Annotated in this window: 14 protein-coding genes and 1 pseudogene; 2 read left to right on the forward strand and 13 right to left on the reverse strand. The window is 24.3% G+C overall.

Annotated features, from left to right (window positions below; translation table 11 throughout):
* Nucleotides 1-414: 414 nt before the first annotated feature.
* From AC4FQW_RS07745 to AC4FQW_RS07800, 12 genes and pseudogenes are all read right to left on the reverse strand, one after another.
* Complete coding sequence (locus AC4FQW_RS07745; protein ID WP_024615861.1) at nt 415-567, reverse strand: zinc-ribbon domain-containing protein; 153 nt, start codon at nt 565-567, stop codon at nt 415-417.
* A gap of 532 nt (nt 568-1,099) precedes the next feature.
* Nucleotides 1,100-1,327, reverse strand: a complete 228-nt coding sequence (locus AC4FQW_RS07750; protein ID WP_491148304.1) for a helix-turn-helix domain-containing protein — start codon at nt 1,325-1,327, stop codon at nt 1,100-1,102.
* Between the two features lie 163 nt (nt 1,328-1,490).
* Nucleotides 1,491-2,813: a hypothetical protein gene (locus AC4FQW_RS07755; protein ID WP_491148306.1), complete on the reverse strand. Its 1,323-nt coding sequence runs from the start codon at nt 2,811-2,813 to the stop codon at nt 1,491-1,493.
* Between the two features lie 36 nt (nt 2,814-2,849).
* Entirely contained in the window at nt 2,850-3,428 is a 579-nt protein-coding gene (locus tag AC4FQW_RS07760; RefSeq protein ID WP_491148308.1) for a hypothetical protein, read from the reverse strand.
* Nucleotides 3,429-3,455: 27 nt separating this feature from the next.
* Complete coding sequence (locus AC4FQW_RS07765; protein ID WP_491148310.1) at nt 3,456-4,691, reverse strand: Zn-dependent hydrolase; 1,236 nt, start codon at nt 4,689-4,691, stop codon at nt 3,456-3,458.
* Between the two features lie 284 nt (nt 4,692-4,975).
* Nucleotides 4,976-6,415 carry an FAD-dependent oxidoreductase gene (locus tag AC4FQW_RS07770; protein ID WP_491148312.1) on the reverse strand — a complete coding sequence of 480 codons (1,440 nt, stop codon included), beginning with the start codon at nt 6,413-6,415 and terminating at the stop codon, nt 4,976-4,978.
* Between the two features lie 513 nt (nt 6,416-6,928).
* The gene (locus tag AC4FQW_RS07775) at nt 6,929-7,552 is read right to left on the reverse strand and encodes an EcsC family protein (RefSeq protein WP_491148314.1); all 624 of its coding nucleotides are present in this window, start codon (nt 7,550-7,552) and stop codon (nt 6,929-6,931) included.
* A 282-nt stretch (nt 7,553-7,834) separates the two neighbouring features.
* The gene (locus AC4FQW_RS07780) at nt 7,835-8,407 is read right to left on the reverse strand and encodes a hypothetical protein (RefSeq protein ID WP_491148316.1); all 573 of its coding nucleotides are present in this window, start codon (nt 8,405-8,407) and stop codon (nt 7,835-7,837) included.
* Nucleotides 8,408-8,541: 134 nt separating this feature from the next.
* A complete protein-coding gene (locus AC4FQW_RS07785; RefSeq protein WP_491148317.1) occupies nt 8,542-8,904 on the reverse strand; it encodes a hypothetical protein in 363 nt (120 codons plus the stop codon).
* An 18-nt stretch (nt 8,905-8,922) separates the two neighbouring features.
* Complete coding sequence (locus AC4FQW_RS07790; protein WP_491148319.1) at nt 8,923-9,447, reverse strand: dCTP deaminase domain-containing protein; 525 nt, start codon at nt 9,445-9,447, stop codon at nt 8,923-8,925.
* Nucleotides 9,448-9,576: 129 nt separating this feature from the next.
* Nucleotides 9,577-10,464: pseudogene (locus AC4FQW_RS07795) on the reverse strand (N-6 DNA methylase).
* 201 nt (nt 10,465-10,665) lie between these two features.
* Nucleotides 10,666-10,845 carry a type I restriction-modification system subunit M N-terminal domain-containing protein gene (locus AC4FQW_RS07800; RefSeq protein WP_491148698.1) on the reverse strand — a complete coding sequence of 60 codons (180 nt, stop codon included), beginning with the start codon at nt 10,843-10,845 and terminating at the stop codon, nt 10,666-10,668.
* 393 nt (nt 10,846-11,238) lie between these two features.
* Here AC4FQW_RS07800 and AC4FQW_RS07805 point away from each other — a divergent pair, with 393 nt between their 5' ends.
* A complete protein-coding gene (locus AC4FQW_RS07805; RefSeq protein ID WP_303130655.1) occupies nt 11,239-11,490 on the forward strand; it encodes a hypothetical protein in 252 nt (83 codons plus the stop codon).
* Between the two features lie 229 nt (nt 11,491-11,719).
* Here the strand turns inward: AC4FQW_RS07805 and AC4FQW_RS07810 are convergent, their stop codons facing one another.
* Nucleotides 11,720-12,382, reverse strand: a complete 663-nt coding sequence (locus AC4FQW_RS07810; RefSeq protein WP_491148320.1) for a ferric reductase-like transmembrane domain-containing protein — start codon at nt 12,380-12,382, stop codon at nt 11,720-11,722.
* A 208-nt stretch (nt 12,383-12,590) separates the two neighbouring features.
* Here AC4FQW_RS07810 and AC4FQW_RS07815 point away from each other — a divergent pair, with 208 nt between their 5' ends.
* A complete protein-coding gene (locus AC4FQW_RS07815) occupies nt 12,591-13,076 on the forward strand; it encodes a PH domain-containing protein (protein ID WP_491148322.1) in 486 nt (161 codons plus the stop codon).
* Nucleotides 13,077-13,165: the final 89 nt, after the last annotated feature.

Here is a 13,165-nt window from a genome sequence, read left to right on the forward strand (position 1 = left end):
GCTTTTTCATTCTTTAGTAACCTCATATTTAACTTGCTAATAGTTAACTATAAAATATAACATAACAAAAAATATATTCTTGAACTTAATAATAAAATATTTAAAATTATATTATCAGGAAAATAACCCTGTTCTAGTAGTGTATATTCTAATTAAAAATATTAAAAACTGTAAACAATATAAATTTAAAATTACTATATATAATTGTAATAAGGGAACTATTAATATCAAAAATTATTATTAATCTTACATAATTAAATATATAAATGACTAATATTTATAAGTTTAAAATATTAGATTATTTTCATTATACCTCCACATACCTCTCTTATCCAATCTAATAACTATGTTTAATATTTATTTTATAAATAAAAAAAGGTTGTAGTTTAAACTACAACCCTTAACAATCTAAAATTATCTTCTATTTTGTTCTTTCTTAGCTCTTCTGCAAGATATACATCTTGTTGGCTCGTTGTCAAATCCTTTTTCTTTGTAGAATTCTTGTTCTCCTACTGAAAATACGAATTCACTTCCACAATCTCTACACTTTAATGTCTTATCTGTCATAAATATTCCTCCTAAAATTAAAGATTCTAAATTGATATAATAATCTCTAATATTTGAGAAACTATTTACCTAAATGAAACTTTTTTGTTAGCACTTTGCTACTAGTTTAGTATAACATAGTCTTTAATCAATTACAACCTTTTTTATTTATTTTTTAAAGTAATTGAAAATTTATACATTTTTTTCTATATAGTAATTTACAAATTAATTATATCTATACTAAAGTTCTGTAGTGCTTCTTTCACTAACTTATATCAAACTTCTCTCATAGTTAAGATAAAACACGTAAATGTTTATACTTTAGATGAAGTTTTAAATTTATTTACATTCCTCATAGTTAAGATAAAACTTAGGTACTTTTTTATATTATTTTATAGCCTTAGTTTGCATAATACATTGTAACGCCAAATAGTATTAACCAAATTGCAATTCCAATAAAATCTAAGTAAAGAAATAATGGAATGCATAATACTACTGTTGCCATAAGCAGTATAGTAAAAATCATACCATCATGGTTAAATCTTTTGATATCCTACGCCTTAATTTCTTCTTTCATTTCCTCTAAATCTCCTTTAACTAGAGTATCAAGAGAAACACCAAATAGAGTACTTGATAGTACCAAACTATTTATATCAGGATAATTCTTTCCAGTTTCCCAGTTTGAAATTGTTTGCCGTGTTACAAATACTTTTTCAGCCAAAGCCTCCTGAGATAATTTTGAATCTAGTCTATATTTTTTTATTTGTTTACTAATGTCCATTTTGATATTCCTCCTGCTTACATTCTATACCTTGGAGAGCTTTTGTACTATCAAAACTCTTTTACATCATTACTTTTTACTATGTAAAATTGATTTTACATACCATTTTACTGCATTATAAGCGTGTATCAAACTCTTAAACTATTTCTACAACTTCTATTTATTAATGCTTTTTAAAAGAATCAAATATACATAATTCATCATTTATCTTAATAATACAAATTATAAATACTATAATTGCATACATATAATAAACTTTATGTGTTTCTTTTCCATTTTCACTGTTTGCCTGTGTTCCATGTATACACTTATTTCTAATATCATATCCATTTGAAAACTTATTTTTATTTAATAAAAAACTTATATAATCTTGCTCTGGTTTTGATAAAAGTGAACATGAAAATTCTAAAAAATCATTTTCTTTTAATTCATCAATCTTATTCCTAAAAGTCTTTGGATATCTCCAATAGCTAATTACATCATTTATAGATAAGTCCATAAATATAGCCACAATAACTTCATCTTTCCATTTAATATCCCCATTACTTTTAACTACTATAATATTATTATCGACTAACCAATTAATATCATAATTATAATTTTCTATATAATCATTAATATTAACTAACTCATTACATATCAATTCATAGAAGTTTTCATATTTATCACCAATTCTTTTAACATAAGTTAACATACATTGATCAGATGTTAAGTAGTATCTTACCTTTTCAAATTTTTCTCCTTTACCATATACGTATTTTTTTTCAGTTAATATGCTTGGTAGACTACCATAATCTAAAGATGTTGAAGAAATTTCTAATAATTCTTTATTTATATAACCATCTTCTACATATAATTTATACTGCCTCAATACTGATTCCATTTCAGGAAATATAATTCTACACTTCTCTAAGTATGTTGAATTTTTTGATGGTAATTTTATTGTAAATCCCTCTACTCCAAATTCTTCTTTTACATAACTTTTAAAAAACCATTCTATTATTTCTTCTAATCTTATATTGTTCTTTTCTAGTTCTAAATAATATGATGTCATTTTTAATAATGCTAAAATATTTTTACTTTTGAACGTAATTCCATTAGGATAATCATATCTTGAACGAAAAAAAACAGTTCTTTCTAAAATTCCCATTTCAATCATTTTACTTACAAAAGTTATTCTCATTTGCCAATCTGCATAATCAAATAAATATATAAAATTATTTAATAACGTATTAAAATCTTTATTTTCCTCAATCCAATTGCTACTGTAAGAATACTTAATTTTTTCTCCTTCATCCTCAAAAATTATTTCTTCTGTTTGTTTTTTAGAAAAACTAACACAAAATTCTGTTTCTATCCCTAAATTTTTACTTAAATATTTTTCTTTTTCTTTATCAATACGTATTTTTGCTTTAAGCTTAGTTTTAGGTGAAATAGAAAATTCACTTCTATTTCTAATATTTCGTATTATCTCTAAAACATTCAAATGTGCTATTGGTGAGTCAATATAGTTTAAAATTATTTATTCTTTATCATCTTTTGTAAGTTCATCTGATAAATAAATTTTTTTATTTCCTAAATCAATATTCATTTCATATTTATCTAATAAAATTTTTGCAGATGAATTGTCTTCTAATAATACCTTTTTTATTATTTCACCATACCCTTTAACAATTTTTTTATATTTTAGAACATCATATAATATAACCTCATCTAATCTAATAAGCTCTTCAAATTTAATGCTAGATACTTTAGATATTAAATTAAATGACTCAAATAAACTCCAAAAATCTTTTCTATATACAATTTCAACTTCAAGATACCTTGATATTACATTTTCGTCTGAAATCTCAGAAAAAAATCTTCCTATTAAAGATTTGAATTTAATACTTGTTTCTTTACATTTATTAATCAAATCTCTATCCCAATTATTTTCAAATATACCTTTATCAATATATCTATTGATATTATATATATCTATAACATCATTTATTGTATAATTAATATTATTAATGTTAAATTTATTTATTATAAATTCTAATTCTTTCAAATTAAATCCATATGTTAAATTATTTGTTGAATAAAATTTAAACCTTTCCATTTTTCTACCTCATTATAAAACATTAATCTATCTCTCATCCACTTTAAGTACAGTATTTAACATAACACTTGCACCATCTGTACATTCCTCTACACTTGTAAACTCCTCCTCACAATGACTATGTCCATCCTTTGACGGAACAAAAATCATAGCAGTAGGAAGCATACTTGCTACATACTGTGCATCATGTCCAGCTCCACTATTTATATATTGATTTTCTATATTAAGCTCATCTGCACTTTCCTTAATAAGTTTTACAAGTTCTTTATCAAAATAAACAGTATCACGTTCCCAAGCCAGTTCACATTCAACTTTACACTTACAAACTTCCTTTGGTATATTATTAATTACATTAACAACTTCCTTAATAACTTCTGGATTTTCATGCCTTACATCTAATGAAAAAGATACAAAGTCTGGTATTACTGTGTGAACACAAGGGTGGCATGTAATTTCTCCAGTTGTATATACAAGATTTTCATCAAGTTTATCAAGTTCATTATGAATATGTATAAGAACCTTTGCTGCTGCGTATAGTGCATCTTTTCTAAATTTCATTGGTGTTGTTCCTGCATGATCTGCTTGTCCATAAGTTTTAATTCTGTAATTAACCATTCCAAGTACACAAGTAACAACTCCAACTTCTTTTTTATTTGCTTCAAGTATTGGCCCTTGCTCTATATGAAATTCAAGCATACATTTATAATCATTAGGATTTAATCTATTTTTTTCATCTCCAATATAGCCACTCTTTTTTAAAGCTTCTCCAAATGTACTCTTTCCATCTACTATACTTTTTGATTGAAGCATTTTTTCTTTATCAAATTTTCCACATAATATTCCAGAGGACATCATTGCTGGTGGATATAATGAACCTTCTTCATTTGTCCATACCATAGCTGTTATTGGATGTTTATGTTTTATATTTTCAGATACTATAGTTTCTAAAACTTCCATAGCACCAATAACCCCTAGTATTCCATCATAATTACCACCATTTTTTACTGAATCTAAATGAGATGCCATAACAATTCTTTTTGCATTTTTATCTGTACCTTCTATTGTTGCATATATATTTGCCATATCATCTAATTGTATTTTTGCTCCAATTGCTCTCATTCTCTTTATAAACTCTTCTCTTGCAAGTATTGCTTCCTTTGATAGAGAGTATCTTGTTATTCCACCTTTTTCTGTGTGACCATATTTTGAAAAGGTTTTTATTTTATCTTCCATTCTTCTTTTGTTGCAATAATATTTTTTCAATCTCAAACACTCCTTTTATTTTAACTTTTGTTAATATTTATACCTCTCTATATTAATTCTAGTATTCTTCCATTTATTGTTCAAGTTTATTAAAATTTAGTAAATTTCTTTTATAACTTATATTAAAAAAGAACCTCATCTTTATAAATTTGGTTCTTTTTATTTTAACCATAAGTTTCCTTAATACTATTAATCCCATTAATTTCGCTACATTTTTTAATTATGTTTTTTCTATTTATTTCAACAAAAATGTTATACAAATAACTTTACACAAGCCTTTAAAATTAGTCTTCCACAATATTTTTAACTGCTGGACCTCCAATTAATCTTCCTTTATAATCAAATCTTGATCCATGACATGGACAATCCCATGTTAACTCATCTGCATTCCATTTAAGTTCACATCCTAAATGAGCACATTTTGTTGATACAATATATTCTTTTCCATTCTTGTCTTTATAAACTCCAACCTTTTCTCCATTATATTCAACAATTCCTCCATGACCATTTTGAATATGCTCTATTTGACTACTTGGAATATATATTTTTTGTGCAATAAAATTTTTGGCTGTTTCACTTATATCTTTTGCAACATTATTTATTGATAAAGATAAGTCAAATCTCTTTGGCGAAAATATTTCTTTAAAGTCATTTTCTTTTTCAAGTATCATATCTGATATTATCATTGCAGATACCATAGAACTTGTCATTCCCCATTTATTAAATCCAGTTGCTACATATATATTAGGTGTATCATCTGAATATCTTCCTATGTAAGGTATTCCATCTAAAGTCATACAATCTTGAGCTGACCAATGATACTTTTCCTTTGAATTTGGATATAATTCTTTTGAAACTTCTCTTAATTTATCATAACTACCACCAGTTTCATTATCTCCTGTTCTTTGCTTTATTCCACCAAGTAACATTAAATCTTTATAATTTCTAAAAGAATATCCACTTTCATCAACATCTATATACATACCATCAATTTTATCTACATTTTCTAAAGCAATAACATATGACCTTTCTTGATGCATTTTTAAGAAATAATATCCTGGTGCATTCATTATTGGGTAATGAGTTGCTATAACTATATAATTTGCAGTTATCTTTCCTTTATTAGTAACTACTTCATTTCTCCTAATTTCTATTGCTCTAGTATTTTCATATATAGTTAAATCTTTTGAAATGTTTTCTAAAAACTTAAGTGGATTAAATTGTGCTTGATTATTGAATTTAACAGCACCTTCAACCTTAAATGGAAGTTCAGTTTCTTCTACAAACTCAGCATTAATACCAAGTTTTTTAGCAGCTTCCACTTCATCTTTTAGAAAATATGTTTCATTTAAAGAATAAACATATGCAGGTCTTTCTTCAAAATCACAATCGATTTTTCTCTCTTCAATAATTTCTTTATACTTTTTTATAGCAAGTTCATTTGCCTTTGCATATTGCCTTGCCTTTTCTTCTCCAAATTCTGATATTAATTTGTGATAAATTAAATTATGCTGAGAAGTTATTTTTGCAGTAGTATTTTTAGTGTTTCCCCCTGCAATTTTATCTCCATCAATTAAAACAACATCTCTTCCATTTTCCTTTAACATATATGCTGTTAATATTCCTGCTATTCCAGCTCCAATAACTAAAATATCAGTTTTTATATCTTTATTTAAGCTTTCTCTTTTTGTAATTTTACAGCTTTCGCTCCATACTGATTCCATAAATTCACCTCATATTTTTCTTATATACAAAGTATTTTTTCTTATGTTCAGCTATTATATACTTAAATATCATTTATTCATTTAACTATTTTTATATTAAAAACATAATTTAATATAATTTATTTTATATATACTTTTGATAGTCTTTAAAGTTTTGGACTTAAATTAACTTCATATAATTAAAATTTTATACTTTAAATTATTTATATTTATAAAAAGAAAAAAAGCTCTGCATTTTAACAGAGCCTTTTATATATAATCTCTTAATCTCTCTTCATCAAGTACAATTATTTTCTTTAATTTTGAAATACTTATTAAATTTTCATCAGTTTTCTTTTAAGTATTCTACTGCCGGTAGTTCTACTAAGGTTTCCTCATTTCCTAAGTATGACATTTTAATCCCCCTAAATTATTGTAATTACACCTTAATTATACACCAAAAAAACCATAGATTTCTCTATGACTTTATAGTGTTAAATTTTATATACTATTATATTAAAGATATTTTTACTTTTAATTAAAAACTTTCTTTGCAGTTTTCCCAATAGTACGTGTTCCAACTGCATCTACAGTTCCTCCAATTACTCCCCCTAATACAGGCACACATTTTCCTAGATTAATAATTCCTTTTTCCCCAAATTTCGTTACAAGTCTAAAGCCTACTCTTTTATTTATTTGTTTTATTATTTCAATAGGCATTCTTTTTATTAATACCGTACTCATCTTTGTTCCTATCTTTATACCTGCCTGTTTTAATATATCAGTAGCTGCTTGACCAGTTAATGATACATACACAAGAGTTTTAACTTGATCATCCTTTAAATCATAACCTTTCATAATCGCTATTGCTACAATCATTCTCATCTGAACATATATTACAGAACTTATATTGGCAGGAATTGCAACAGGTAATGTTATAATTCCACCTAATCCAGTTATAAATCCACTGGTTGCACATTTAGCTTGTTGCCAATTAATAAATTTATCTATAGCTTCATCAATTGAATTTGATTTACTCATATATTTATCAGCTAATTCTCCTGCTGTTTCCATTCCTGGTAATCCATTTACAGCTTTATCATAACTCCAATCTAATACTTGCATAATTTTAGATTCATTTAACTCTTCTTTAGACATTTCTTCCTCCTAAATAAATAATTAACTTTATTTACATACTAATTAATATTATATATTTAGAGTGTCGACAAAGTCGATACTCTGAAATCATAGATTTCTCTATTATTTTTTACCAACACATTTCAAATATTATTTTATTTCCCTACAAATGTCATATTCACTGTTAATCTATTTAATAATTATTTACCTATAATAAAATTATACTACTCTTATTTTACCAGTTAAAAGATTTTTCATTAATCCTTTTTAAGTTCTTCTAACTTTTCTTTTTCATCTTTAAATTTATCTTTTTTCATCTTTAAATTCTTTTATTAAATAAGTAAACCTTATTAAAGAATTTGCAAAATCTTCTTTTGATAAATTTTCATCTTTTATTGAAAATACAGTTATATATTCTTTATCTTCTTCATCAATATTTATTAAATCTTTATTTTTTTCTCTTACAAAATCAAAAAAATCTTTCTTTTTAATTCCTTTTCTTCCAACAGTAAACCTACCATAATTTCTTATTTCTATTATTCCATCTTCCTCGTATGCTCTAGTATTAAATCTTCTATTAAATTCAAATGGTATAGTTACTTCTACAATATGTCCTAATGATGAAAGATTATTTTTTGAAGGTGTAGTTGCAACAAGTCCAAGTCTATTTGTTTCTAAAGTTCTTGCATTGCCCCATTCAATTAATGAAGCCCATACAGTTCCTTCATTATTTTTTATTTCATATATATCAAGTTCCTCAGTTGTACCTGCTGGATTTCCCCATTCTTTAATATCTATTAAATTAAATTGATTTAATAAATCATCAAATATTTTAAATATCTTTTTTGAATAATACTCATTATTAATCTGTTTCATAATATTTTTTATCCCTCCTAAAATTTTACTTTTGTTTTTAAATTTTAAATTAATATTCAGTTAAATATATAAATAATTATTAAGTAAATACTAAATTAAATATTATTATATAATTATTGATATCTTTCAAATCTTTACTTTCTACTTTTAGGATTAAATGAACTCAATATTTTTTGTATTATTAATACTAAACTACCTGAAAGCCCTATATTCCAAAACCTATCTATCCATACTGTATTTCCATTCTTAATATCAAGATGTTTACAAATTTCATAGGTTCCGATAAAAACTCCAAATGCTATAAAAAATTTTAACATATTAACTAAGTTAATATACTCTTTTAAATTTGAAAATTTTCTTTTACGCATTTCTTTCTTATATATTTTAAATGATTCACTTCTTAGCATCTTACTTCTTACTTCAACTATATCCTTTTTCCAGTCTTGATTTATATTTTCTAACTCATCTTTATCTAACCTTATTCCAAAATTAGACATCTTATCAAGATGACCATTTTATGTTGCATTTTTAAAATCAATAGGTGTCTTTAAATAATAGAATATTACAGACACTATTGTATCATTTATATCTATCTTCAATGGATAATCTGATACATTATGAATAGCAATAAGAGAATGTCCACAAAAATTAGGACCTACCATTGTTCCTATATGACCAATCCCTAAAGATACAATTCCTACTTTTGAATGATATGTACCACCAATATAATTATCAATTGCAAGAACCTCTTTCGTTTCAATCAAGGTTGTAGATAGTGGTAATAATATTATATATTCCTTTTCATTTATTTTTCTTACACAACTTTTTCCCCTTGATATATGTAATTCTGTTAAGTTATTATTATGATTATTCTTATATATATTTCCATCTTTATCTATAAAAACTTTTCCAGATTTCATTGCCCATGAATACTTACTGGCACTTAAATTTATTGAATTCTCTTTTATATTATTTTCATTAAAAGGATATATATTAATACCTTTACCTAACTCTTTATAAATATCTGATTTACTAAACATTTAATCCCCCCATAAAATTATCTATATTATATAACTTTTATTCACAAAAAATTTTTTTCATTAATTATTACTCAAAGCATTACTTTTACATATTATTCTTTTAAATTTCAATTAACAGACTAATCTCACTTATTTACTTGATTTATCAGTTGTTTCATAAAATTCAACAACTGTTGCATACTTTTCCACATCTTCAAAGGCATCAAATGTGGATATAATTTTTTCAATATCTTCATCTCTAAGCTTATTTTTATTTCCTTCTTTTACAAAGTCATTACTTCCATCTATAAATAATATTTTTCCTTTTATTTCTTCCATCTTTTCTTTATTTAAAACAATTATAGCTGCTGGTATTCCTGTTCCATAAAATATATTTTGAGGGAGTCCTATTACTTCTTCAATTAAATCATCTTCAATAAAGCCTTTTCTTATTTTGCCTTCAGCTGAACCTCTAAATAATACTCCATGAGGCACTACTGACGCCATTTTCCCTTTCATATTTAAACTTGAAAGCATATGCTCAACAAAGGCTAAATCTCCATAAGACTTTGGTGGTATTCCATAATTAAATCTATTAAATCCATCATTTTCTGCTTCTTCTGCTCCCCAGTTTTTAAGAGAAAATGGAGGGTTTGCAAGAACTTTATCAAAAACTTTAAGAGCTCCACCTTCAATATGCTTTGGTTCTCTTATAGTATCACCTTTTTAAATATCTGCCCCTTTTGCTCCATGGAATAACATATTCATCTTACATATTGCCCATGTTGAAAGGTTTATTTCTTGACCAAAAAGACTTAAATTCTTTGGATTTCCACCATGTTTTTTTACATAACCTATACTTTGAATAAGCATAGCACCTGAACCACAAGTTGTATCATATATTCTTTCCCCTTCTTGTGTCTTTAATATATTAGTAAGAATTTTAACTACTTCTGTTGGAGTATAAAATTCTCCTCCTTTTTTACCCCCTTGGTCTGCAAATTGTTTAATTAAGTATTGGTAAGCATCTCCAAACATATCTTCTGATTCTAAGTTTGAATTTGCTAAATTTACATAATTAAAAAGAGTTAAAAGCTATGATAATTTCTTATCTGGAACTTTTTCTTTATTATTGTAGTTAGTTGTGCTTAATACTCCAACAATTTCTGTATTTTTCGACTCATCTTCAATTGCTTTAAATCCCTTATCAAGTTCAGATCCAATATTTAAACTTAAATTTTAAAGTTTTTCCCATATTCCTTGTTTTGTAACAAAGAAAGTTTCGTAAATACTAGCATCTTCTAAAATTTCTTCTATTTCATCTTCTGAAAGTCCATCTTCTTTAAATTCTTTTTTTCTTTCATTTCTTTCTTCATTAAATTCATCATTTAATCTTTTTAAAAATAAAATTCCAAATATATGAACCTGTTAATTCTCCTCTTAAAATATCTGCACATTGCCAAAGTGTTGATTCTAATTCTTGTAATGTAAGCTTTTCCATAATATTTTATCTCTCTTAATATATATTTTAGATTTTATAAATCAATATAATTAAATTTTATATTCATAATTATTACTTATTAATTTTAACATAATATAGAATTTAAAAAGCATACGAAATTATATGAAAATTTATATACAGAATATAAAAATCTATTAAAAAAATAAAAAATTTTTAACACTTCTGTTATTAAATAGGTTATATGTGATACTATATATTAAAAGTATAATAAAATTTTATACTTTCATAAATTTAATGTAGTTTTTAAAAGTAGTTATAAATAATCATTTTAAACTATTAGGAGGATAACTATGAATAAAAAAGGTTATATTGGATGGCTTGCAATTATTATAAGTTTGGTATTATTATCCTTAGAATTATACGGCTTAAAAATCATTCAGTACATTGATATGCAAATGCATAGTAGCTTTTACACTAATCCTATTTATTACATATATGAACTACCAATATTATTATCATTTATAATAACAATAATACTTGCTGTATTAGGTTGTGTTTTAATTATTAAATCTCAAAAATACAAAAAAAATATTATAAAATAATTTATTATTTATGTTTATTAATGTTTAAAATTTATATAAAAAAATAGTTAAAGAAAATACTTTTATTTTCTTTAACTACTTTTAATTATGTGTTTAAATCTAGGTGATTTTTTGTAAGCATTTCAAATGCTATTATAATGAATATTAATGTTTCATATTACAATTAAAATAATATATTTGTATTTATAAATTAAATATAATAAATTTTTATTATATAATTTAAGCGAAATTAATTTTTATTCTCATTGAAAATCTTTAAAATAAAATATCCAACAAATAAAACTGTATATGTAATTATTTTTATCCAATCTAACTTGTGATTAAATAAAGCTATCATTATATGTACATAAACTAAGAAATAAAATGGATAAGCCCATCTTTGTATCTTCTTCCACTTTTTAAAGTCCATTTTACGTCTAACTTTTTTAAATGAAGTTACACATAAAGGAATCATTATGAAAAATGCTATAAGTCCTATAATTAAATAAGTTACATAAAGGAATTTAATTGGTTTTCCTAACATAAATTTATTTATAAATCTTACAAAATACATAATACAATGTGGAGTTATAAGTATTGAACCTAATATAGCAAGTTCTGCTCTAATACTTATTAATTTTTTAGTTATATTAAGCTTTTTATTTAAAGCTCCTGCAAACATAACAAGTACGAAAAATGCTATTGCAACATTTCCTCTCATAAATGCTTTTTCTAAAGCTCCAATAAACCCTTCTAGTTTATAACCATTTGTTAATCTTAATATTTCATAAACTGTAACTAGAATTCCAATTACAGTAGCTAACCCATAAAATACTTTTGAATATTTTCTTATAGCTTTTGGTAAAATCAATGATAATGCCGTAACTATAATTAATGAATAAATTAAATGCATAATTTCTTACCTCTTTCTATTGATATTTATTATCATTATCACATTGATAATAATAATATATTAACTTTGTGTCGTCAATGTTTTAAATTTTAACTTTTTGTGAATAGAGTATTGTATTATATTGTTTTATATTAATAATTTCTTTAACATAATTATAGGGATATTTTTACAAGGTTGTATAAATAATATAAATAAGGGGGCTAAAGAAATGGATATTTTAAATATTTTGGTAGGTATATTTTTTCTATACATTATAATAAGACATATACATTCAATAATACATCTTAAAGTTAAAGCAATAAATCAAAAGTTAGAATCATTTATTATGATTGTTTCTATAATTGCATTAGTTATATTTGTTTATTTTTATTCAGATACAATAAGCTTTTACATAATTGGAACTTTGGCTATAATAGGTTTTATATCAATATTTTTAGATAAAGGAATTTGTGAAAATGGATTTGTTAGACAATATCGTTCCTATGAGCTTATTAAGTGGGAAAATATAAGTAAGGTTACAGTGTCTTGTGAAAAACATATAAAAATTGAATTAATAGGCGATTTTATAGAATGTTCTTTATACTTTAAATTATCAGATTATGATAAAATTATGGCTATTTTAAAAGAAAAAGTTCCATCTAAAATAATATTAAATATTGATACAAACATTCCTATAAAAGAAAAATATAAATAAAAAGTATATATAAAAATAAAATGACTTAGAATTAATATCTAAGTCTTTTTTTATTGATACTTCTTTTATATAATCAAGTTTAAATATCT

It is taken from the genome of Clostridium sp. TJA085 (assembly GCF_058310235.1).